This window comes from Massilia sp. SYSU DXS3249, assembly GCF_053668055.1.
Window position 1 is genome coordinate 61,986 of sequence record NZ_JBSIPX010000023.1, and the last position, 23,131, is coordinate 85,116.

Annotated in this window: 20 protein-coding genes, 1 rRNA gene and 1 pseudogene; 12 read left to right on the plus strand and 10 right to left on the minus strand. The window is 66.0% G+C overall.

Annotated features, from left to right (window positions below):
* Positions 1–59 precede the first annotated feature (59 nt).
* The 4 genes from ptsP to gshB form a co-directional block, all read right to left on the minus strand.
* On the minus strand, positions 60–1,814 hold the full coding sequence (gene ptsP, locus ACWCIA_RS20940; protein WP_454166437.1) for a phosphoenolpyruvate--protein phosphotransferase: 1,755 nt from the start codon (positions 1,812–1,814) through the stop codon (positions 60–62).
* Between the two features lie 35 nt (positions 1,815–1,849).
* Positions 1,850–2,119 carry an HPr family phosphocarrier protein gene (locus ACWCIA_RS20945; protein ID WP_454166438.1) on the minus strand — a complete coding sequence of 90 codons (270 nt, stop codon included), beginning with the start codon at positions 2,117–2,119 and terminating at the stop codon, positions 1,850–1,852.
* A gap of 73 nt (positions 2,120–2,192) precedes the next feature.
* Positions 2,193–2,594, minus strand: a complete 402-nt coding sequence (locus ACWCIA_RS20950; RefSeq protein ID WP_454166439.1) for a PTS sugar transporter subunit IIA — start codon at positions 2,592–2,594, stop codon at positions 2,193–2,195.
* A gap of 27 nt (positions 2,595–2,621) precedes the next feature.
* On the minus strand, positions 2,622–3,566 hold the full coding sequence (gene gshB, locus ACWCIA_RS20955; RefSeq protein WP_454166440.1) for a glutathione synthase: 945 nt from the start codon (positions 3,564–3,566) through the stop codon (positions 2,622–2,624).
* A 194-nt stretch (positions 3,567–3,760) separates the two neighbouring features.
* Here gshB and ACWCIA_RS20960 point away from each other — a divergent pair, with 194 nt between their 5' ends.
* Positions 3,761–4,474, plus strand: a complete 714-nt coding sequence (locus ACWCIA_RS20960) for a class I SAM-dependent methyltransferase (protein WP_454166441.1) — start codon at positions 3,761–3,763, stop codon at positions 4,472–4,474.
* Between the two features lie 102 nt (positions 4,475–4,576).
* On the opposite strand, the gene gshA is transcribed toward ACWCIA_RS20960, so the two are convergent.
* The 4 genes from gshA to ACWCIA_RS20980 form a co-directional block, all read right to left on the minus strand.
* Positions 4,577–5,878: a glutamate--cysteine ligase gene (gene gshA, locus ACWCIA_RS20965; RefSeq protein ID WP_454166442.1), complete on the minus strand. Its 1,302-nt coding sequence runs from the start codon at positions 5,876–5,878 to the stop codon at positions 4,577–4,579.
* A gap of 193 nt (positions 5,879–6,071) precedes the next feature.
* Entirely contained in the window at positions 6,072–7,475 is a 1,404-nt protein-coding gene (amt, locus tag ACWCIA_RS20970) for an ammonium transporter (protein WP_454166443.1), read from the minus strand.
* 10 nt (positions 7,476–7,485) lie between these two features.
* Positions 7,486–7,824, minus strand: a complete 339-nt coding sequence (gene glnK, locus ACWCIA_RS20975; protein WP_454166444.1) for a P-II family nitrogen regulator — start codon at positions 7,822–7,824, stop codon at positions 7,486–7,488.
* A gap of 13 nt (positions 7,825–7,837) precedes the next feature.
* Positions 7,838–8,587, minus strand: coding sequence for a TorF family putative porin (locus tag ACWCIA_RS20980; RefSeq protein WP_454166445.1), 750 nt, complete (start codon positions 8,585–8,587; stop codon positions 7,838–7,840).
* A 253-nt stretch (positions 8,588–8,840) separates the two neighbouring features.
* On the opposite strand from ACWCIA_RS20980, the pseudogene ACWCIA_RS20985 reads away from it, so the two are divergent.
* The 5 genes and pseudogenes from ACWCIA_RS20985 to ACWCIA_RS21005 all read left to right on the plus strand — a co-directional run.
* Positions 8,841–9,065 (plus strand): annotated as a pseudogene (locus tag ACWCIA_RS20985) (accessory factor UbiK family protein); the annotation flags it as partial.
* Positions 9,066–9,200: 135 nt separating this feature from the next.
* Entirely contained in the window at positions 9,201–11,684 is a 2,484-nt protein-coding gene (locus tag ACWCIA_RS20990) for an adenosylcobalamin-dependent ribonucleoside-diphosphate reductase (protein WP_454166446.1), read from the plus strand.
* A gap of 66 nt (positions 11,685–11,750) precedes the next feature.
* A complete protein-coding gene (locus ACWCIA_RS20995; RefSeq protein WP_454166447.1) occupies positions 11,751–12,653 on the plus strand; it encodes a protein phosphatase 2C domain-containing protein in 903 nt (300 codons plus the stop codon).
* Positions 12,650–13,231 (plus strand): OmpH family outer membrane protein, encoded by a 582-nt coding sequence (locus tag ACWCIA_RS21000; protein ID WP_454166448.1) that lies wholly within the window; start codon positions 12,650–12,652, stop codon positions 13,229–13,231. The genes ACWCIA_RS20995 and ACWCIA_RS21000 overlap by 4 nt, the downstream gene beginning before the upstream one ends.
* A 124-nt stretch (positions 13,232–13,355) precedes the next feature.
* The gene (locus tag ACWCIA_RS21005; protein WP_454166449.1) at positions 13,356–13,952 is read left to right on the plus strand and encodes a DUF2239 family protein; all 597 of its coding nucleotides are present in this window, start codon (positions 13,356–13,358) and stop codon (positions 13,950–13,952) included.
* A 103-nt stretch (positions 13,953–14,055) separates the two neighbouring features.
* On the opposite strand, the gene ACWCIA_RS21010 is transcribed toward ACWCIA_RS21005, so the two are convergent.
* On the minus strand, positions 14,056–16,875 hold the full coding sequence (locus ACWCIA_RS21010) for a M16 family metallopeptidase (RefSeq protein WP_454166450.1): 2,820 nt from the start codon (positions 16,873–16,875) through the stop codon (positions 14,056–14,058).
* Positions 16,876–17,345: 470 nt separating this feature from the next.
* On the opposite strand from ACWCIA_RS21010, the gene ACWCIA_RS21015 reads away from it, so the two are divergent.
* The 6 genes from ACWCIA_RS21015 (at position 17,346) to ACWCIA_RS21040 (ending at position 22,769) form a co-directional block, all read left to right on the plus strand.
* Entirely contained in the window at positions 17,346–17,867 is a 522-nt protein-coding gene (locus tag ACWCIA_RS21015; protein WP_454166451.1) for an adenine phosphoribosyltransferase, read from the plus strand.
* A 110-nt stretch (positions 17,868–17,977) separates the two neighbouring features.
* The gene (locus ACWCIA_RS21020; RefSeq protein WP_454166452.1) at positions 17,978–19,513 is read left to right on the plus strand and encodes a YifB family Mg chelatase-like AAA ATPase; all 1,536 of its coding nucleotides are present in this window, start codon (positions 17,978–17,980) and stop codon (positions 19,511–19,513) included.
* Positions 19,514–19,566: 53 nt separating this feature from the next.
* A complete protein-coding gene (locus ACWCIA_RS21025) occupies positions 19,567–20,082 on the plus strand; it encodes a hypothetical protein (RefSeq protein WP_454166453.1) in 516 nt (171 codons plus the stop codon).
* A complete protein-coding gene (locus ACWCIA_RS21030; RefSeq protein WP_454166454.1) occupies positions 20,082–20,813 on the plus strand; it encodes an ABC transporter ATP-binding protein in 732 nt (243 codons plus the stop codon). The genes ACWCIA_RS21025 and ACWCIA_RS21030 overlap by 1 nt, the downstream gene beginning before the upstream one ends.
* Positions 20,810–22,351, plus strand: a complete 1,542-nt coding sequence (locus ACWCIA_RS21035; RefSeq protein ID WP_454166455.1) for a putative ABC transporter permease subunit — start codon at positions 20,810–20,812, stop codon at positions 22,349–22,351. Before ACWCIA_RS21030 ends, ACWCIA_RS21035 begins: the two co-directional genes overlap by 4 nt.
* Before the next feature lie 76 nt (positions 22,352–22,427).
* Complete coding sequence (locus ACWCIA_RS21040; protein WP_454166456.1) at positions 22,428–22,769, plus strand: DUF1840 domain-containing protein; 342 nt, start codon at positions 22,428–22,430, stop codon at positions 22,767–22,769.
* A 243-nt stretch (positions 22,770–23,012) separates the two neighbouring features.
* Here the strand turns inward: ACWCIA_RS21040 and rrf are convergent.
* Positions 23,013–23,125: ribosomal RNA gene (gene rrf, locus ACWCIA_RS21045) — 5S ribosomal RNA — on the minus strand.
* Between the last annotated feature and the right edge of the window lie 6 nt (positions 23,126–23,131).

The following is a 23,131-nucleotide window of genomic DNA, read 5'->3' on the forward strand; positions in this document are numbered from 1 at the left end:
CTTTTATGTGCGGGCGACACTACGGCCGCCTCGGGTATGACTGGAAGACTTGGGTGAACTCAGGTGAGCTGCAGCTCGTCGACCGCCTCCGCGATCTCGCCGGGCTCCATCGAGCGCATGATGCGCCGCATTCGTGGCGCGATCTGCGCCAGGTCGGCATTCAGGATTTCCTGTTTCACCGACAGCAGCTGGGCCGGGTGCATCGAGAACTCGCGCAGGCCCATGCCCAGCAGCAGGCGCGTCAGCTTGATGTCGCCCGCCATTTCTCCGCAGACGGCGACGTCGATGCCGGCCTTCTGCCCGGCCGCGATCGTCATGCCGATCAGCTGCAGGATGGCCGGGTGCAACGGGTTGTACAGGTGCGCCACCTCGTAGTCGACGCGGTCGATCGCCAGCGTGTACTGGATCAGGTCGTTGGTGCCGATCGAGAGGAAGTCCATGCGGCGCACGAACATCGGCAGCGCCAGCGCAGCGGCCGGGATCTCGATCATGGCCCCGACTTCGACTTCCGGGTCGTACTTGATGTTCTGTTCGCGCAGTTGCTGCTTCGCCTGCTCGATCATGCTGAGGGTCTGGTCGATCTCGAAGGCATGCGCCAGCATCGGGATTAGGATGCGCACCTTGCCGTAGCAGGAGGCGCGCAGGATGGCGCGCAGCTGGGTCAGGAACAGCTGCGGCTCGGCCAGGCAGTAGCGGATCGCGCGCAGGCCGAGCGCCGGGTTCAGGGCCGTGTGCTCGGTCGGGTCGAGCGGCTTGTCGGCGCCTACGTCGAGCGTGCGGATCGTCACCGGGCGGCCCTTCATGGCCACCACGGCGCGCCGGTACTGCTCGAACTGCTCGTCCTCGTCGGGCACGCGCAGGCCCTGGGCGCCGCGTCCCATGAACAGGAACTCGGAGCGGAACAGGCCGATGCCGGTCGCGCCGGCGTCGAGCGCGTGCGGGCAGTCGTCGGGCAGCTCGATGTTGGCCATCAGGCGGATCGCGGTGCCGTCCTTCGTGACCGCGGGCGTCTTCTTCAGCTTCAGCAGGCGCTTCCTGGCCTTGATCAGTGCGGCCTGGCGCGCGCGGTACTGCTCCAGCACCAGCGGGCTCGGATTGCAGATCACGACGCCGGCGTCGCCGTCGACGATCAGCCAGTCGTCCTGCTCGACCAGGCGCGAGGCCTGGCTCATGCCGACCGCGGCCGGGATGTCGAGCGAGCGCGCGACGATGGCCGTGTGCGAGTTCTGGCCGCCGACGTCGGTGACGAAGCCGATGAAGGAACGGTCGCGGAAGGCCAGCATGTCGGCCGGCGAGATGTCGTGGGCGACGACGATCATCTGCGGCTGGTAGCCGTCGTCGCCGGCCAGCACCGGCGGCACCGACAGCGCCGTGCCCATCAGGACCTTCAGCACGCGCTCGGCCACCTGCTGGATGTCGTGCTTGCGCTCGCGCAGGTACTCGTCCTCGATCTCGTCGAACTGGGCCGAGAGTTCGTCGATCTGGGTCACCAGCGCCCATTCGGCGTTGTAGTGGCGCGAACGAATGATGTCGAGCGGCGCTTCGGAGATCATCGGGTCCGACAGGATCAGCGCGTGGACGTCGATGAAGGCGCCCAGTTCGGTGGGCGCGTCCTTCGGCAGGTCGGTCCACAGCTCCTGCAGGTTGCGGTGCACTTCGGCGATCGCGTCCTGCAGGCGTTTGACTTCGGCTTCGACCTGCTCCACCGGCACCAGGTAATGCTTGACGTCCAGCGCCGCCGGCGTGAGCAGGTGCGCACGGCCGATCGCGATCCCGCGCGACACCGGGATGCCATGGAGGGTGAACGAAGCCATCGAAGGTCCCGAACGGTAGCGGCCGGAGTCCGGCATTACTCGCCTTCGCCGAACCGGTCGTTGACGAGGCCTGCGAGGGCGACCATCGCGTCGGCCTCGTCCGGCCCATCCGCTTCCAGCGTGACTTTCGCGCCCTTGCCGGCGGCCAGCATCATGACGCCCATGATCGACTTGGCGTTGATGCGGCGGCCGTTGCGGGTGAGCCAGACGTCGCTCTTGTACTTGGCGGCGAGCTGGGTGAATTTGGCGGATGCGCGGGCATGCAGGCCCAGTTTGTTGATGATCTCAAGTTCTTGTTGAATCATGTTCTCGTTTTCTGTTCGTCAGAACTGCGCGTCCAGCCTGCCATTGTAAAAACCCGGTTCGACCGGGACTGTCTTATCCTACGCGGATCCGGTTATCGACCCGCACCGCCCCATTCTGGGCGCCCGCCAGCGCCATCTCCACCACCACGTCGAGGGTGTCGCGGCGATAGGTGATCGCGCGCAGCAGCATCGGCAGGCTGATCCCGGCGATCACCTCGACGTGGCCGTCCGAGGCCAGCGAATTGCAGCAGTTGGCCGGCGTGCCGCCCTTGATGTCGGTGATGACGAGCACGCCGTCGCCCTCGTCCAGGCGTGCGATCGCCTCGCGCGCGCGTTCGTGGACGGTGTGCGTGTCCTCGTCGGCGACGACGTCGATCGCCTCGAAGCGTTCGGTCGGCCCGCGAAACACGTGGGCGACCGCCGCGATGAATGCCTGGCCCAGCGGTGCGTGGGTCAGGAGCAGAATTCCTACCATCGTTTACTTTCCAACTTGTTTGCCAACTTATTGGCCAACTGCATGCTCGACGGCGTCGATGAACATCGCCGCCACGTCGAAACCGGTCTGGTCGGTGATCTCCTGGAAGCAGGTCGGGCTGGTGACATTTACTTCGGTCAGGAAATCGCCGATCACGTCTAATCCTACCAGCAACAGGCCACGCTCGGCCAGCAATGGGCCGAGGGCCTCGGCGATTTCACGGTCGCGCTCGGTGATCGGCTGGGCCACGCCGATGCCGCCCGCCGCCAGGTTGCCGCGCACCTCGCTCCCCTGGGGGATGCGGGCCAGCGCGAACGGCACCGGCTTGCCGCCGATGACGAGGATGCGCTTGTCGCCCTTGACGATGTCCGGGATGTACTTCTGCACCATGATGGTGCGTTTGCCGTTGTCGCTCAGCGTTTCGATGATCGCGCCCAGGTTCATCGCGTCCTGCTTGACGCGGAAGATGCCGGTGCCGCCCATGCCGTCGAGCGGCTTGAAGATGACGTCGCCATGCTGGGCGTGGAAGGCGCGCAGGCGTTTTTCCGACGAGGTGACGAGGGTCGGCGAAGTGAACTGGCTGAACTGGCCGATGGCCAGCTTCTCGTTGTGGTCGCGGATCGCCGACGGCCGGTTGAAGACGCGCGCGCCCTGCTTTTCCGCCAGTTCCAGCAGATAGGTGCCGTACACGTATTCCATGTCGAAGGGCGGATCCTTGCGCTCGATGATCGCGTCGAAGCTCGACAGGCGTACATCGTGCGCGGGCTCGGCGCGGTACCATTCGTCGGCGTCGCCGGTCAGGTGGATGCGCGCCACCTCGGCGCTGACCACGCCCTGCTCCAGCGCCATGTCGCGCTGCTCGAAGGCGTAGATCTCGTGGCCGCGCCGCGCCGCCTCGCGCATCATTGCAAAGGTCGAGTCCTTGTAGATCTTGAAGCCTGAGAGCGGATCGGCGAGGAAAGCGATTTTCATGGTGGGTCCAGTGAAGGTAATGCCCTCGATTTTAGCCGGAATCCCGAATCGACGCGGGGCAGCCCCCTGGGGCTGGCGGCCCGGCGGGAAGAATTCCACTGGGCACATAATGCTTGGGAGCAAATTGCGGCGGATCGTGCGCAGGCATGAGCGCGCGCAAATCCGCGCGTGTTCGGACGGGCGACCATGGCGCCATGGATGCTCAACTTAACCAGGAAGCGGAACGGGAGCGCATTGCCCGCGTGTACCGCGGCTGGCACGGCGGCGCCGCGCTGGCGCGCTATGCATGGCACCGGCCCGAAATCGTGGTGCAGGACGCGATGTACACGCGCAACCTGTCGCGCATGCTCGCCAAGACCGTCGGCACCGACCTCGGCCGCCTGCGCGTCATCGATGTGGGTTGCGGCAGCGGCGGCTTCCTGCGCCAGCTCATCGACTGGGGCGCCACGCCCTCTCACCTCACGGGTACCGAACTCCAGCAGGACCGGCTTGAACTGGCCAGCCTGCGTACGGCGTCCGGCGTGCAGTGGCATTGCGGGCAGCTCACCGCCCTGCCGACCGCCAGCGCCGACCTCGTCAGCGCGCACACGGTGCTGTCCTCGATCCTCGACCCCGACCTCCGCCAGCAACTGGCGGCCGACATGTGGCGCGTGCTCAAGCCGGGCGGCTGGTGCCTGGTATTCGACTTCCGCTACAACAACCCGCGCAATCCCCATGTGCGCAAAGTCACCCGCAGCGAGCTCGACGGCTTCTGGCCCGGGCACCGCCAGCAGTACCAGACCCTGCTGCTGGCCCCGCCCGTGGGCCGCGCCCTGGCGGCCCTGCCCGCCTTGGTCAGCGAGCTCCTGGCAGCCCTGGCGCCCCCGCTGCGCTCGCATTTTCTCTACATGGTGCAAAAGGAACGCTGAGCGCTTCTTTCCGGGAATCGCACATGTACAAAACGCGTGGAGTCAGGACTCCACGCGTTTCAGGCAGCCGCCCAGCCGCACGGCCGGGACATGGCCGCACTCTCAATACACTTCTGGGTTCGGGTCAGTCCGTTCCATCTCGAGCGAGGCCGCCAGCAGCCCCAGGCGCGCCACGACGCCGTAGACATAGAACCGGTTCGGCGCCGCCGTTCCCGGCTTGGCCTTCAAATCCGGCACCGCATGCTGCTGCGCAAAAGCGAGCGGCACGTATTGCGAGCCCGGCGCATTCAGGTTCTGGTCGACGCCGCGCTCGGCATGCACGCGGTAGAAGCCGCCGACCACATAGCGGTCGATCATGTACACCACCGGTTCCGCCACCGCGTCGTCGATGTTCTCGAACGTCGGCACGCCTTCCTGCACGATGAGGTCGGTCACGGCAAGACCGTCCTTCACGACCGACATCTTTTCGCGCTGCTTGAGCGTCAGGTCGCGCACTTCGCTCGCGTCCTTGATCGTCATGATGCCCATGCCGTAGGTACCGGCATCCGGTTTCACGATCACGAAGGGTTTTTGATCCTTCATGCCGTATTCCTTGTACTTCTTCTTGATCTTCGAGAGCAGTGCCGAGACGGCGTCGGCCAGCGCCTCGGTGCCCTGGTCGTGGGCCAGGTCGACCTCGCTGACCTTGGCGTGCAGCGGGTTCACCATCCACGGGTCGATGTCGATCAGCTTGCCGAACTTCTTCGCCACCTCGTCGAACGCCTTGAAGTGGTTGCTCTTGCGGCGCAGCGCCCAGCCGGCGTGGACCGGCGGCAACAGCGACTGCTCGTGGATGTTTTCCAGGATGGACGGGATGCCGGCCGACAGGTCGTTGTTCAGCAGGATCGTGCATGGATCGAAGTCGGCCAGGCCGAGGCGGCGTCCGTTCGGCGAGCGCACCAGCGGCTCGACGACCAGCATGTTCCCGTCCGGCAGCGCCAGCGGGGTCGGCTGGGTGACCTCCGGCGACAGCGAACCGAGGCGCACGTGCAGGCCAGTCTGGCGGAAGATCTGCATCAGGCGCGCCACGTTCTGCAGGTATTGCGGGTTGCGCGGCTGCGTTTCCGGAATCAGGAGCAGGTTGCGCGCGTCCGGGCAGTACTTGTCGATGGCGGCCATGGCTGCCTGCACGGTCAGCGGCAGCATTTCGGTCCCCAGGTTGTTGAAGCCGCCCGGGAACAGGTTGGTATCTACCGGCGCCAGCTTGTAGCCGGCATTGCGCAGGTCGACCGAGCAATAGAAGGGCGGCGTGTGTTCCTGCCACTCGAGGCGGAACCAGCGCTCGATGGCCGGGGTGGCGTCGAGGATTTTCTTTTCTAAGTCGAGCAGCGGGCCGGTCAGGGCGGTAGCGAGGTGCGGAACCATGAAAGTGGGTGTCCTTGTTAAGCTCTTTGAAGCGGACTTCTTGTCAATGAGGCCCCTTATCTTGGGGCAATACTCTCCATTTTAAAGGCTTATGTTGCAGTGCAAGGAAAATGGAAGAAACATTATGCCGATAAGGTAAAACAAAAAGGCGCCCGCAGGCGCCTTTTTGCATTCATGCCCCAGCAGGGAGCGCTCAAGCGTGGTACGCCCTTTCGCCGTGGCTGGTCAGGTCCAAGCCCTCGCGTTCCTGCTCTTCCGGCACGCGCAGGCCGATGGTGATGTCGACCAGCTTGAAGACGACATACGCGATCAGGGCCGACCAGACGATCGTCACGCCCACCGCCTGGGCCTGCACCCAGACCTGATGGCCGATCGAATACACGTCGGCGGAAGGCTTGTTCGTCACGTAGTCCCAGATGCCCTGCCCGCCCAGCTGGGGCGCCGCGAACACGCCCGTCAGCAGCGCGCCGACGATGCCGCCGACGCCGTGCACACCGAACACATCGAGCGAATCGTCCACGCGCAGCATGCGCTTGAGGCCGTTCACGCCCCACAGGCAGACGATGCCGCCCACCAGGCCGATGACGAGCCCGCCCATCGGGCCGACGAAGCCGGCGGCCGGGGTGATCGCGACCAGGCCCGACACCGCACCCGAGGCGCCGCCCAGCATCGACGGCTTGCCCTTGGTAACCCACTCGCCCAAGGTCCAGGCGACGGTGGCGCCGGCGGTAGCCAGCAGGGTGTTGATGAAGGCGAGCGCGGCGATGTCGCCCGCTTCCAGGGCCGAGCCGGCATTGAAGCCGAACCAGCCCACCCACAGCAGCGAAGCGCCGATCATGGTCATCGTCATCGAGTGCGGCGCCATCGATTCGCGGCCGTAGCCGACGCGCTTGCCGATCACATAGGCGCCGACCAGGCCGGCCACGGCGGCGTTGATGTGCACCACGGTGCCGCCCGCGAAGTCGAGCGCGCCCTTCTGCCACAACCAGCCGGCATCGGCCGTGACGGTGGCCAGCGTGGCCGCGTCGGTGATCGCATCCGGGCCGGCCCAGAACCAGACCATGTGCGCCACCGGCAGGTAGCCGAAGGTGAACCACAGCACGATGAACACCAGCACGGCCGAGAACTTGGCGCGCTCGGCGAAGGCGCCGACGATCAGGCTGCAGGTAATGGCGGCGAAGGTGCCCTGGAAGGCGACGAAGATGAACTCCGGAATCATCGTCTCCTTGCTGAAGGTGGCGGCCATGCTGAAGACGCCGGCGGCCGGATCGTAGATCCCGTTCAGGAAGGCACGGTCGAAGCCGCCGATGAAGGGGCTGCCGCCGGTGAAGGCCAGCGAATAGCCGTACAGGCACCACAGCACGATGACGACCGAGAAGATCATGAAGATCTGCAGCAGCACCGACAGCATATTCTTGGCGCGCACCAGGCCGCCGTAGAACAGCGCCAGGCCCGGGATCGACATCATGATCACGAGCAGCGTGGCGACGAACATCCAGGCGGTGTCGCCCTTGTTGATGGCGGGCGCGGCCAGTGCGGGCAGCGACAGTCCAAGCGCCAGGACGGCGCCGAGGATTTTGGTGATGGTTCGATTCATTGCGCTCCCCTTACAGTGCGTCGTTGCCGGTCTCGCCGGTACGGATACGGATGACCTGGATGAGGTCGGACACGAAGATCTTGCCGTCGCCGATCTTGCCGGTGCGGGCGGCGCCCTGGATGGCGTCGATGACCTGGTCGACGATGGCATCGTCGACCGCCGCCTCGATCCGGATTTTCGGAAGGAAGTCGACCACATACTCGGCTCCGCGGTAGAGCTCGGTATGGCCCTTCTGGCGGCCGAAGCCCTTGACTTCGGTCACCGTCATGCCCTGCACGTTAATGTCGGACAGCGCCTCGCGCACTTCATCGAGCTTGAAGGGCTTGATAATGGCGGTAATCAGTTTCATCGCATTGCCTCTTTCAGAAAGTTTTTGATACGGACACCACGGCCGCCGACTTGCCCAGGTTGCGGCCCTGCGGGCTCAGGTAGGCGTCGGTGTCGGCCCGGATCCAGGCCAGCGAGACGCTGGCAAAGCCGAGGTCCTTCGTCAGCCCGACCTTGTAGTCGGTGTACGAGAGCGCGCCGTTGTTCTTCACGCGCTGGCGGCCGACGTGCAGGTTCAGCACCAGGCCTTCCATTACGGGCAGGTTCGCGCCCAGGTCCAGGTAGCCGCTCTGCTTGCTGTCGACCGTGCCGAACAGGTTCGTGGTCGAATGCGAATACTTCAGGTAGGCCGGGCCGATGCCGACCTGGCCGTACAGCTCGAAGGTGTTCGCGTTGGGATTGAGGTCGTTCGACGGATACCAGTAGTACAGGCCGCCGACGTCGTAGCTGATCGCTTCGCTCAGCTGGCCGCGCTTGCCCGCGTACAGGTCGACTTCCACGTTGCCGTCGCCGCCCAGGTCTTTCGTCCACTTGATGGTCGAGAGCCAGGTACCGGCATAGAAACCGCTGGGGTTGTGGGTATAGTCGGCCCCGCCCTGCAGCGCCGGGTCGAAGCGAGTCTGCGAGAGGCCGCGGTAGCGGTACTCGCTGGTCAGCGCCGCGTTGTACGCGAGCGCATGCTCTTCGACCGGCGCCTCCTGCGCCATTGCCACCCCGCTGCCCATCATTGCCAGCGCGAACGCTGCAGCCTTGCCTGCTACCTTGCCTGCTGTCTTGCTCTTCATGGTGAATCCCTTCGAAATGGAACAGATGGACGGATGGTTTACAATCTTGTTAAGGCGTTTATCTTCCTTTTAGCAGGATGCGTGCCAGCGCAACGGGACCATCCATGTGCTTGATTTCCGGCGCATTTGCCCCATTTCTGGTTTCAAACACCACAAATACGTGCGCGCCGGCCGCTCCACGCGGGGAAGCGCACCAAACCTGCCCATCGCGCACCACCCTGGTGCGCCGACCGGCATCACCAGGACGAACGGTATGAATAATTTCTTCAACGACTTGCAGGGCAAAATCAATCAGGCGATGGAAAGCGGGCCCGCCAAGGACATCGAACGCAACGTCAAGGCGATGATGACCCAGGGCTTTTCCAAGCTCGACCTGGTGACCCGCGAAGAATTCGACATCCAGGCCCAGGTGCTGGCCAAGACCCGCGCCAAGCTGGAAGCGCTCGAACTGCGCGTGGCCGAGCTGGAGGCGCGGCTGACCGCACATCCTCCTGCGGCAAGCCAGGCCAGGTCCGACAGCCCGCTGCCGGGCGCCACCGACCCGGCCGCGCCGCACGTCATCATCGACAAGCCCTGACCCGAAAACGGCATGCATGCACGGGAGACGCGAACCATGAATGCAGCCGACCAACTGACGAGAATGCCGCCACCGCAGGCGGTCTCGCTCGACGTCCTGCGCGAGAAGTATGCGAAAGGCGATGAAACCTCCATTGCCGACGTGCGCCGCCGTGTGGCGAACGCGCTGGCCGCGCTGGAACCGCTCGAGCGCCGCGAGGAACTCGCCGCGCGCTTCCTCTGGGCCCAGGAACAGGGTTTTGTAGCCGGCGGGCGCATCAACTCCGCCGCCGGCCTGAACATCAAGGCCACCCTCATCAACTGTTTCGTGCAGCCGGTCGGCGATTCCGTCACCGGTTGCGACGACGGCCTGCCCGGCATCTACACGGCACTCGCGGAAGCGGCCGAAACGATGCGCCGCGGCGGCGGCGTCGGCTACGATTTTTCCGCCATCCGGCCGATGGGCGCCGTGGTGCGCGGCACCCGCTCGCGCGCGTCCGGCCCGGTCTCGTACATGGAACTGTTCGACGCCTCGTGCAAGACGGTGGAATCGGCCGGCGCGCGGCGCGGGGCCCAAATGGGGGTGCTGCGCATCGACCATCCCGATATCGAACGCTTCATCGCCGCCAAGGACGCCGGCGGCCTGTCGAACTTCAATATCTCGGTCGGCGTCAGCGACGCCTTCATGCACGCGCTCGAGGACGACGCGCCCTTCGAGCTGGTGCACCGCGCCGAGCCCGGCGAAGAGCACATCGCTGCCGGCGCCCACCAGCGCGAGGACGGCCTGTGGGTCTACCGCAGCGTGCGCGCCCGTGCGCTGTGGGACCGCATCATGGCCTCGACCTACGACCACGCCGAGCCGGGCGTGCTCTTCATCGACCGCATGAACGGCGAGAACAACCTCTGGTATTGCGAGCAGCTGCGCGCGACCAATCCCTGCGGCGAGCAGCCGCTGCCCGCCTACGGCTGCTGCGACCTGGGTTCCCTCAACCTGACCGCCTTCGTCGACAACCCGTTCGGCGCAGGTGCGCGCTTCAACTTCGAGCGCATGCGCGAGGTGGCGGCGGTCGCGGTGCGCATGCTCGACCTCGTGCTCGATGCAACCGAATGGCCCTTGCCGCAACAGGCCGCCGAGGCGCGCGCCAAGCGCCGCATCGGGCTCGGCTTCCTGGGCCTGGGCAGCACCCTCGTCATGCTCGGGCTGCGCTACGACGCCGGCGAAGGCCGGGCGCTGGCCGCGCGCATCGCCGAAACCCTGCGCGATGCGGCCTATGCGGCCTCGATCGAACTGGCGCGCGAAAAAGGTCCCTTCCCCCTGTTCGATGCGGCGCGCTACCTGGAGGGCCGCTTCGTGGCGCGCCTGCCCGACAGCCTGCGCGAAGCAATCCGCCTGCACGGCATCCGCAACTCGCACCTGCTGTCGATCGCGCCGACCGGCACCATCTCGCTGGCCTTTGCCGACAATGCCTCGAACGGCATCGAACCGGCCTACTCCTGGACCTACCAGCGCAGGAAGCGCATGCCCGACGACTCGATGCGCGCCTACGAGGTCGAGGACCACGCCTGGCGCCTGTACCGCAGGCAGCATCCGGACGCCAGCCTGGACGCCCTGCCGCCGCATTTCGTCACGGCCCTGCAGATGCGCGCCGACGACCATTTGCGCATGCTGGAGGCGGTGCAGCCCTTCATCGACACCTCGATCTCGAAAACGGTCAACGTGCCGGCCGACTATCCCTACGACGATTTCCGCGGCCTGTATTTGGAAGCCTGGCGCGCCGGCCTGAAGGGGCTGGCGACCTATCGCCCGAACACGGTGCTGGGCAGCGTGCTGGGCGCGACGCCCGTCCCTGACAGCCCATCCACCCCGGACGACGACCCGCTGCGCAAGCGCTTCGAGGGCCGTCCGCTGGGCGAACTCGAATCGGTCACCTCGAAGGTCGAGTACTCGACCCAGGAAGGCCGCCGCACCTTTTATCTGACGGTCAGCTTCATCCGCGTCGAAGGCGTGCACGAGGGCGTGCCGGTGACGATCGAGCGCCCGTTCGAGTTCTTCATGCCCGCCGGCCAGCGCACCGAAGGCCAGCAATGGATCACCTCGTCGATGCGCCTGCTGTCGATGCTGGCGCGCGCCGGCGGGCCGATCGCCAAGGCCCTGGCCGACATGCGCGACGTGGTCTGGGAAAAAGGCCCGGTGCGCTGCGGCCACTTGACGCGCGAGGACGGCGTGCGGGTGCCGGTCTTCCACGACTCGGAAGCGGCCGCCGTCGGCTTCATGCTGCAGCGTATCCTCATCAACCGCGGCTTCCTCGACGCCCAGGGCAATGGGGTGCCGGTGCCGCAACTGGCGCGCCAGCTGGCGGCCCGCGCCGCGGCCATGGACACCGCACCCGCCCTCGACCCGGCCATGCCTCAGGCCGCCCCGCTGGTAGCCAGCACTGTCGCCTCGGCCGCCAAGTGCCCCGAATGCGGCGCGCGGGCGCTGCGCAAGGCCGAAGGCTGTACGCGCTGCGACAACTGCCAATATGTAGGGGAATGCGGCTGACGCGTCGATCCACGGTGCCCGTGCAGTGATAACATCATGCACATCCGGTAACAGGGCACGACACGAATGACGACCGCACACCTCTCCTGCGCACCCGGCGACGGCATCAACGAAGACCTCATCCGGGTGTTCCGGCAGGACGGGCTGACCGACCTCCTCGTGCTCGACGGTGCCACCTCGGTGGCGGACGCGGACTATATCGACTGCCAGCAGGGCGACGTTGCCTGGTTCACCCACGCCTTCGCCGACGCGCTGGCGCAGGAAATCGCCCCGGATGTGGCCCAGGCCCAGGCTGTGCACCGCGCCATCGAGACGGTGCGCCAGTCCTGGCTGGCCGCCGCCGGCGGGCGCGCCGTTCCCCTGTACGCCCATCCGCTGGCAGCCATGACCTGGATCCGCATCCGCCACCTCGGCGATCATGCGAGCCTCTCGCTCTACTGCCTCGGCGACTGCAAGGTCTTCGCCGTGCAGGCCGACGGCGCCGTGGCCGACCTCGATCCGTACGTGAATCCGTACGAGGACGTGCTGCAGGAAGCCTTGGCGGCCCTGACGCGCGAGGGCGTCCTTGACCCGGACCTGCGCCGCGCGCGGCTGCTGCCGATGCTGCGTGCACGGCGCGAGGCCCAGCACGGCGCTCCGGCGCCGAACGTGCTCTGCCTGGCGCCGCAGGGCGAATTCAGCGCGCGCGAATATGCGCTGCGCCTGCCCCTGGACAGCGCCGTGCTGGCGATGACCGACGGTTTTTACCGGCTGGCCGATCCCTACGGTTTAATGACCCTCGAGGACCTCGGGCGGCGCTGCCGCCAGGAGGGACTCGCACCGCTGATGCGCGAACTGCGCCGGTTCGAGGGGGCGCGTACGGGGGACGGTTCCATGGTAAACAGCGCGGCCGTCAAAAGCGCCGACGACGCCTCGGCCGTCATCTGGACGGCGCTCCTGCCAGACCTTTCCCGGAAAGACCGAACATGATGCCGTTTCATTGCCTGACCAGGCGCGCCACGCCGGGCGCCTCCCGCAGCACGTCGTCCTGGCCGGCGATGGCGGCGGCGCTTTGCCTGTCGCTGGGGTTGACCGCTTGCGCCGGCAGGCCGCCTGCGACCGCCCCCCTGGGCGCCGTCGAGGTGCGTGTTGCCGTCGTCAATGTGGAGCGCTTGCTGGTGGACTCGGCGCATGCCCGTGCGGCGGCTGCGAAAATCGACAAGGAATTCGCCCCGCGCCGCCAGCGCGTCCAGGCCCAGCTGCGCCAGCTGCGCGAGATGTCGGACAAACTGGCAAAGGACGCCCCCAGGCTGAGCGACCGCGAATACCTGATGCGCGAGCGCGCCGTCGGCGAACTCGAACGGGAGGTGCGGCGCACCCAGGCCCGCATCGGCGAAGACCTCGCCGAACGCAACGAGGCCGAACGCGCTGCCCTCGCCCGGCGCATCCACGACATCGTACTGGTGCTGCCCAGCCAGCTCGGCGTGGACCTGGTGCTGACGCGGACGATCTGGCATCGGCCGGCTATCGACGTGACGGACAAAGTGGACGCCATGCTCGACAAGTAAGCTGCGGCGCCCTGTCTGCTTTTGCCCACATTTCACCCGGGTATAATTGTCAAACCAATTTTGCCCGGGTAATATCCTGTCATGCGTCCAATGTGCGGGCGCGTCCAATATGAGAGGAATTGCCATGCTGCCGACCCATTGCATCGCCTTTGCCGGAAGCGAGCTCCTGGCCAAGGGACCGTTGATCGACGTCGTCAAGGCCGCCAAGGCCGTGCTCGACCGGGGTACCGACCGTTCGGTCGCGCTCCTCGACGCGGTGACCAGCCGCCCGGTCGAGATCAATTTCGCGGGAACGGAAGAAGAAGTGCTGCAACGCATACCGCGCCTGCCTGCGCGCAGCGCCGGCCGCCCGAAACTGGGCGTGGTCGCGCGCGAGGTGACCCTGCTGCCCCGCCACTGGGAGTGGCTGTCCTCGCAGCCGGGCGGCGCCTCGGTGGCGCTGCGCAAGCTGGTCGAACACGCGTCGCGCGATGCGCGCGGCGCCGACAGCCAGCGCGAGGCGCGCGACTCCGCCTACCGCTTCATGCACGAACTGGCCGGCGACGAGCCCGGCTTCGAGGAAGCGTCGCGGGCCCTGTTCGCGGGCGACGGGGCGCGCTTCGCCGACCTGGTCGCGCTGTGGCCGGCCGGGATCCGGGAGCACCTGCTGGCGCTGGCGGGGCCTTCGTTTGCATCGACTGCACAGGACGCCGATGAATCCGGTTTCGAGCGAGGCCTATGACCGTATCCGACGTGCCCGATCATCCCCTCACCCTGCAAGCATGAAAAAACGCCCGGGATCGTCGATCGATCCCGGGCGTTCGTACGACAGGACTGCGCTGGCGTTACTTGGCGCCGCCCACCGCTTCCTTGCCGGCTTTCGCGAAGTCGCCCGCCTTCACGATCGAGATCGCGCCCGGCTTGATGAACTCGCGCATCGCTTCGTTGACCTGGGCCAGCGTCAGCTTGCGCACCTGGTCTTCGACCGTGGCGTCGAAGGTCATCGTGCGGTCCAGCGACAGGTACTCGGACAGCGCACCGGCGAGCGACTCGTCGGAGGTGCGCGAGACTTCCTCGCCCTGCAGCCAGCCTTTCTTGGCCTCCGCCAGTTCCGCCTCGGTGAAGCCTTCCTTGACCGCACGCTCGAGCTCATCGCGCAGCACCGTTTCCACCTTCGACGCATTCTGCGGGGCGCTCATCGCGTAGGCCATCCACATGCCGGCCGGGTCGCGGGTCGGGACGCTCAGCTGCGAGCCGACGCCGTAGGACAGGCCTTCCTTCTGGCGGATGCGGTCCGCCAGGCGCGAACGCAGTGCGCCGCCGCCCAGCATGTAGTTCGCCATCACCAGCGCCGGATAGGCTTTCGCGTCGTCCTTCATCGGTACCGGATACACCGCGAACAGCATGCTGCTGGCCTTGTCCGGGGTCTCGAGCGCCACGTTCTGGCTGGCGACCGACTTGACCGCGGACGGCACGCGCACGTATTTCTGCTGCGCGTTCCAGTTGCCGTACAGGCGCTCGACCTGGGTCTTGAGGGCGGCCGGATCGAAGTCGCCGACGGCGGCGAAGGTGGCGTTGTTGGCGCCGTAGAAGGCGCTGTGGAAGGCCTTGACCTCTTCCACCGTGGTTGCCTTCTGCGCCGCCAGCCGCTCCTGCAGCGTCAGCACATGCTTGACGTGGCCGTCGGGCGTGGTGTCGAGCATGCGGCTGAGCGCGACGCTGGCCTGTGGATTCGGTTCCGGAATCGCCTGCTCGGTTGCATTGACGTTCGCGCGCTGGAACTCGCCGAATTCGGTAGCCGCAAATGCCGGCTTCTTCAGCACCTCGGCCACCAGGTCCATCACGGCCGGCAGGTTCTCGCGCGTGGTCGTCACCGTCGCCGTCAACCCTTCGGCGCCGCCGCCGATGCGGTGCTGGGCCTTGAGCTTGTCGAAGGCGTCCTTCAGCTGCTGGCGCGTTTTCTCCTGGGTCCCGTAGGTCAGCAGGCCGGCCGTGAAGCTGCCGGTGGTCGCCTTGTTGCGCAGGGCTTCTTCGGTACCGAAGCGCAGGCGGATCGTCGTGGTCACGAGGTTGCCCTTGGTCTTCTTCGGCAGCAGCGCGCCCTTCAGGCCATTGGCCAGCGTGAAGCGCTGGGTGCGCGATTCGATGTTGGCCGGGCTCGGGTCGAATACTTCGCCCTGCGCCACCACGGCGCGGCCCTTGTAGTCGTTGACGACGGCCGCGATGTCGGTCTTGCCCGGCACCTCGGTACGGTCTGGGGCATCGGTCGGAATGAACGATGCGAGCGTGCGGTTGGAGGCCTTGAGGTATTTCTGGGCGGCCGCCTGCACTGCCTTGGCGTCGACTTTTTCGACCAGGTCGCGGTTCACGAAGAACAGGCGCCAGTCGCCGGCCGCCATGGCTTCGGTCAGGCCGATCGTCAGCCCGGCGCTGTCGTTCATCGCCAGCTCGATGTTCTTGGAAATCGCCTGGCGCGCACGCGCCACTTCCTCGTCGGTGACGGGATTCGACTTCAGGTCTTCCAGTACCTTGAGCATGGTGTCCTGGACCGGCGCCAGCGGCTGGCCCTTCGGTACCACCGCGCCGAAGATGCGGTAGCCAGGCTCGAGGTTGCTGGCGGCCATGACATGGACGCCGGTCGCCAGCTTGGTTTCCACCAGGGCCTTGTGCAGGCGGCCCGATGGCGCGTCGGTCAGCACGCGGGCCAGTACCTGCAGCGCCGCGGCGTCCGGGTGTCCGCTCGGCGCCACGTGGTAGCCGGCGCCGACGTACTGGGTGCCGCCTGAACGGCGCACGGTGACCGAACGTTCGCCGTCCTGGGTCGGTTCGAGCGTATAGGTCGGCTGGATCACGCGCGAGGGTTTCGCGATCTTGCCGAACAGGGTGTTGACCTGCGCCAGCACCTTGGCTTCGTCGAAGCGGCCGGCCACGATCAACACCGCGTTGTCCGGCTGGTAGTACTGCTTATAGAAGGCGCGCAGGCGCGGGATGTTCACCTGCTCGATATCGGAACGGGCGCCGATGGTCGACTTGCCGTAGTTGTGCCAGTCGAAGGCAACGGCCTGCAGGCGCTGGGTCGTCACGCGGATCGGGTTGCTCTCGCCGATCTCGAACTCGTTGCGCACGACCGTCATCTCGCCCTTGTTGGTCTTGGTGTTCCACAGGTCGTCCTGGGAAATCGGGGCGTTGGTCATGCGGTCGGCTTCCAGCGCCAGCATGGTGCGCAGGTTGTCGTCGTTCGCCGGGAAGGTGGCGTAGTAATTGGTGCGGTCGTAATAGGTCGTGCCGTTGAAGTCGGCGCCCAGGCCATTGAGCACTTCGACCGGGCTTTTCGTGCCCTTCTTGACCCCGAAGTTGGCGGTCGGCTTGAACAGCAGGTGTTCCAGCAGGTGTGCCATGCCGGTCTCGCCGTAGTTTTCGTGGCGCGAGCCGACCATGTAGACCATGTTCGTCGTCAGCGTCGGCTTGGACGCATCCGGGAACAGCAGCACGCGCAGGCCGTTCGCCAGGCGGTATTCCGTAATGCCTTCCACCGAGGTGACCTTGGCCGGCGCGGCTTGCGCACCCGACCTGGCCTGGACCGGCGCGGCCGCGGCCGCAGGACCTGCAGCGAACACCGGCGACAGGATGCCGGCACTTACCATCAACGCAACGAGAACTTTCACTTGTTTGTGTCCCAATCTAATTATCTGAACGAAGAAAAATGGTTCATTACCATTTATTCCGGATAGAGCAAGGAAGGGCGTCGAGCGGCTTGACGCGCTTCATTGCAAATCCCTATTTGGAACTGAAACAATGCAGCCCAGATTGCTCGAAGTCAATACCGAGTAAAGTTTCAAAGGAAAAATACCGCGAAAAACACCACATTATTCAGACGAGATGAAATAGAGGGAAAATACGTGCATATATCGGAATGGCGATATCTCACGGAAAATCACGATTCATCATCGATTGGGAATAAAACGCTTTTCAAGCCACGCGCAATCGCCTATGCATGTGCCCGATTGGCAGCGCGCGACGAAGCGACGGCCCGGTAGCGCATCATCCGGCCGGTCCGGCATTCGCCAGGCCGCCTTTGCGCGCACCACCGATAATCGTCGTACACTCCGACTTCGCTTCACCCACACACGACGATATGCCCCACCTACATGATTTCGACAGCGTTCCGCTGGAATTTTTTCAGGACTACCCGGAACCGGGCGTCAATTTTATCGACGTCGGCTGCATTTTCGATCATCCCGACCATTGGCGCCTCGCCATCGACACCTTGCACGCGGAAACTGAAGATTTGCACTTCGACTTCATTCTTGCCATGGACGCGCGTGGGTTCATGATCGCCGGTGCCCTCGCCTACGAGCGCAAGGTCGGCTTCGCCATGGCGCGCAAGGCGGGCAAATTGCCAGGCAAGGCGATCAGCATCGACTACCAGCGCGAATACGGCAGCGCGACCATCGAGATCCAGCCAGAGCGCATCAAGGGCCAGCGTGTACTGATCGTCGATGACGTGCTGGCCACCGGCGGCACGATAGAAGCGGCTGCGTCCCTACTGCGCCAACTCGGTAAAGAGGTCGTCGGTGCGGCGGCCCTGTTCGATATTGGTTTCTTCAAGGACAAGCGCACGCTGACGATGCCGGTCGTGACCTTGCGCGAGGTCTGAACTCCCCTGCAGGCACCTGATCCTGGAGACCGTGCACGCTTGGGTACGCTCAACAAGCAGGCTGCAAAGCGGTGCCACCATCCTGCGAGTCCTCACTCGCCAGGAACCCCATGAGCCTCGCCGTCTTACGCAGCCGCGCGCTCGCCGGCATGGAAGCCCCCGCCGTCAGCGTCGAAGTCCACCTGGCCAACGGCTTGCCTTCTCTGACCATCGTCGGCCTGCCCGATGCCGAAGTGCGCGAGGCGAAAGACCGGGTACGCGCGGCCCTGCAGAACGTCGGTTTCGAGATCCCCTCGCGCCGCATCACCATCAACCTGGCGCCGGCCGACCTGCCGAAGGAATCCGGGCGCTTCGACCTGCCGATCGCCCTGGGCATCCTGGCCGCCTCGGGGCAGATCCCCTCTAACGAACTCGACCGCTACGAATTCGCCGGCGAGCTGTCCCTGTCGGGCCAGTTGCGGCCGGTACGCGGGGCACTGGCGATGACCTTTGCGATCGGACGCGGCGCCCGGCCTGATACCCGGCCCGAGCAGGCACGGCGTGCCTTCATCCTCCCGAAGAGCAATGCCGACGAGGCGGCCCTGGTGGCCGACGCCAGCATCCATCCGGCCGATACCCTGCTCGAGGTGTGCGCCCACTTCGCGGCGCTGGACGAGGGCGCGCGCCTGCCGCGCTATCGCACCAGCCGTCCCTTGCTGCCGCCGCGCTATCCCGACTTTTCCGACGTGAAGGGCCAGCGCCATACCAAGCGCGCGCTCGAGATCGCCGCGGCCGGCAATCACTCGATCCTGCTCGTCGGTCCGCCCGGTGCCGGCAAAAGCATGCTGGCGTCGCGCTTTCCCGGTTTGCTGCCGCCCATGACGGATGAGGAAGCGCTGGAAGCGGCCGCGGTGCAATCGCTCACCGGGAGTTTTTCGGCCGAGCGCTGGCGTTCGCGGCCGTTTCGCAGTCCGCATCACACCAGTTCCGGCGTGGCCCTGGTCGGCGGCGGCAATGTACCGCGTCCGGGCGAGGTGTCGCTGGCGCATTGCGGCGTTTTGTTCCTCGACGAGCTGCCCGAATTCGACCGCAAGGTGCTCGAGGTGCTGCGCCAGCCGCTCGAATCCGGCGTGATCACGATTTCGCGGGCGGCGCACCAGGCCGACTTTCCGGCGCGCTTCCAGCTGATCGCCGCGATGAATCCCTGCCCCTGCGGATGGCAGGGTCACCCGTCGGGCAAGTGCCGCTGCACCAACGAGAGCGCCCAGCGCTATCGCGACCGCATTTCCGGCCCGCTGCTCGACCGCATCGACATGCAGATCGAGGTCAGCGCCATGTCGCCCGGCGCCATGAGCGCGCAAGCCGACGGCGAGAGCAGCGCCGCCATCGCCGAACGGGTCGCAGCCGCGCACGCCGCGCAGCTGGCGCGCCAGGGCAAGCCGAACCAGCGCCTGAGCACGCACGAGATCGACCGCCTGTGCGTACCCGACGCGGCCGGCGATAAACTCCTGCGTTCGGCGATGTCGATGATGAACTGGTCGGCACGGGCTTATCACCGCGTGCTGAAGGTGGCGCGCACGATCGCCGACCTGGGCGGCGCGCCGGCCATCGACGCCGCCCACATGGCCGAGGCGATCGGCTACCGGCGCGGCCTGCAGGAGCGCTGACGGCCCGTGCGCCCGCGGTAGCGCCGCCGCACCCGCCCTGCTACCATCGGCGGATGCGAACACGACTCCACACTTTCCACCTGCTGGCAGCCATCGCGGGCAGCGCCCTCCTGGCGGCCTGCAACCCGACCTATAACTGGCGCGACTACAGCAGTCCCGACGCGCCCTACCGCGTGATGTTCCCTGCCAAGCCGGCGACCCATACCCGCGGCGTCGACCTGAATGGGCTGAAGGTGGACATGACGATGACGGCGGCCGAAGTCGACGGCGTCACCTTTGCGGTCGGCACCGGGGTGGCGCCCGACCCGGCGCGTGCCCAGGCCGCGCTCGGGGAAATGAAGACGGCGCTGGTGCGCAACCTCGGGGCGACGGTGAAGCGGGAAAGCCAGGGGACGGCATCGAGCATCGACATCGAGGCCGTCGGCCAGGCCAGGGACCAGCCGATGCTGCTGCGCGGGCATTTCGCCGCGAAAGACACCCGCTTCTACCAGGTCATCGTGATGGGCCGCGAGAAGGCGGTGTCGACCGAACAGGTCGACCAGTTCATTTCCTCGTTCAAGCTGCTGTGATGACGCCCTCACCTGCCCTGGCGCTGACCGGGCTGCGCAAGGAGTTCGGGCGGCCTGCCGTGGACGGACTCGACCTCACCGTCGGGCGCGGCGAGCTGTATGCGCTGCTGGGTCCGAACGGGGCCGGCAAGACGACAACCCTGCGCATGGTGGCCGGCCTGCTGGCCCCGGATGCGGGCCGCGTCGAGGTACTCGGCATCGACCTGGCGCAGGATGCGGCAGGGGCCAAGCGCCGGATGGCCTACCTGCCCGACGATCCGATGCTGTACGGGAAATTGAAGCCCATCGAATACCTCGAGTTCGTCGCCGGCCTGTGGGGTGTCGAAGCCGGTGCCGCCGAAACGCGTGCGCGCGAACTGCTGGACTGGCTGGACCTGAGCAAGCACGCGCACGAGCTGACCGAAGGATTCTCGCGCGGCATGGAGCAGAAACTGGCGCTGGCCGGTGCCCTGATCCACGCCCCCGAGTTGCTCATCCTCGACGAACCGCTGACCGGGCTGGATGCGGGGGCGGCGCGCCAGGTAAAGGATCTATTGCTCTCTCACGTGGCGGGCGGCGGCACGGTGATCCTGACGACGCATATCCTGGAGATCGCGGAACGGCTCGCGCAGCGCATCGGCATCATCCAGCACGGCCGTTTGATCGCACAGGGCACGTTGGATGAGCTGCGCGGCCAGGCGCCGGGCGCGACGCTCGAAGACCTGTTCCTGCAGCTGACAGGCGCGGCGTGAACCCGCGGCCCGGCACGGCGTCCTGGCTGCTGCGCCATGAGCTGCGGCTGTTCTGGCGTACCGCATTCTCCTCGAGCGAAGCGGGCGGCAAGCAGCGTGGGCGCTGGCGCGGCATCGGGATCGGCCTGCTGGTGTGGCTGGCGCTGCATGTGGGCGCGTTCTTCCTGCTGCGCTCGACCGGTGCGGCTTTGGCTGCGCCACCGCAGCAGATGGTGGTGCTTGTCGGTGCGATCTTGCTGGCGACCCTGTTGTTCATGCTGTCCAGTGGGTTGAAGGCCAGCGTCGAGGCCTTGTTCGACCGCGGCGACATGGACCTGCTGCTCTCGTCCCCACTGCCATCGCGCAGCGTCTTCAGCGTCAGGCTGGCCGGCATCGTGTTCGGCATCGCGGCCTTGTACCTGTTCTTCCTGGCGCCCGTTGCGCACGCCGGGCTGCTGCTGGGTCAGCCGGGCTGGCTGGCGCTGTATCCGGTGCTGCTCGCCATGGCGGCGGTCGCGGCCTCCGCGGCAATGCTGCTCACCCTGGCGCTGGTACGCCTGCTTGGCGCGCGGCGTACACGCGTGGTGGCGCAGGTGCTCGGGGCAGTGGCGGGCGCCTTCCTGTTCCTGCTGTCGCAGGCGGGCAGTTTCGTCTCGCATGATGTTGAAGCGACGCCATCCGTCCTGGCGCAGCTGGTCGACGCGGGCGGGTCGATCGACGCCGCCAGCCCGCTGTGGCTGCCGGCACGGGCAGCGCTCGGCGACGCCACTGCAGCCGCGCTGCTTGCCGTCGCAGGCCTGGCGGCAGCATGGGCGACCGTCGGCCTGACCCATCGCTTCTTCGTGCATGGCCTGCAACAGGCTGCGGGCAGCAGCCCCATCGCGAAACGGCCGGGATCGCTCCGGTATCGCTTCGACCGCAGCCTGTTCGGCACCGTCGTGATCAAGGAATGGCGGCTGATCTGGCGCGACCCGCACCTGATCTCCCAGGTATTGCTGCAACTGCTGTACCTGCTGCCCCTGTGTTTCGTGATCTTCAACCGGGACGCGCCGCACATCGCGGCGACCGGTGCAGGCCTGACGATGCTGTGTGGATCGCTGAGCTCGGCGCTGGCCTGGATCGTTCTGCTGGCCGAGGACGCGCCCGACCTGCTGCAGACCTCGCAGGCGAATGCACGGACGCTGCGCCTCGCGAAACTCACGGCCGCCGTGCTTCCGGTGCTGCTGCTCGTGGCCGCTCCCCTCCTCTGGCTGACGCTGCAGGCTGCACAGGCCGGGGTGTCCACGGCGATGACGGTCGCCGGTGCGGCGGCGAGTTCCTCCCTCATCACGCTGTGGACGGGACGGCCGGCGGCACGCAGCGAATTCAAAATGCGCGGCAAACGCAATATCGCTACCGGCCTGCTGGACGTGTGCAGCCTGCTGGGCTGGGCGGCGCTGGCCTGGCTGCTGCTGGGCAGCGTGCGGATCGAGATCAGGTACGCTGCCATAGGGGCGGCGGGCGGCGTCATCGCAGGCGTCCTGCTGCTGGCCTGGTTGCTGCGCCAGCGTTCGCGCTGAAGGTCGTGCGCGGGATGACCGCAAACAGCAAGCGTGTTATCGTTTAGTTACGACGAAAACACAACGAGACTGCACCATGTTAATTACATTCAAAAGCAAATCCTACCCTGACGTCATGATGTACCAAGAGCACGCCAAACGGATTCTCGACCTCCTCAACAAGGAACCGGAGATGGGCGTCATCACCTCGGCCGAAGCCGGCCGCGCCGTCGAGCTGCTGGAACAGGAAATCGAAGAAAGCCGCAAGCACCCGTCCACGGACGATGTCGAACAGGACATCAAGGCCCACACCGGCGACGACGACGATCCCGAGCACGAACAGGTCGAAATGGTCAGCTTCTCCACCCGCGCGTATCCCATGCTCGAAATGCTGCGCTCCGCACGTGACCACCAGACCGATATCCTTTGGGGTGTATAAGTCCTTGCGACCGATGAGCTGATCAGTTAAACAGCAAATGAAAAGCCCGCCGCGATCCTGGCGGGCTTTTTGTTTTCTGTCCCAAGCATGCCGCCGCATAAATGTAGGGTGGAGTCCCGACTCCACGCGTTTCACCGCTTGATCATCCGGCGGCGTGTACATCAAATCGTTCATAAGACAAATCGGCCGCCCAAATGCAAAAAACCCCGCAGAGATCACTCTGCGGGGTTTTGCTTATAACTAGCCTGACGATAACCTACTTTCACACTGGTTGCAGCACTATCATCGGCGCAAAGTCGTTTCACGGTCCTGTTCGGGATGGGAAGGGGTGGGACCGACTTGCTATGGTCATCAGGCTTGAC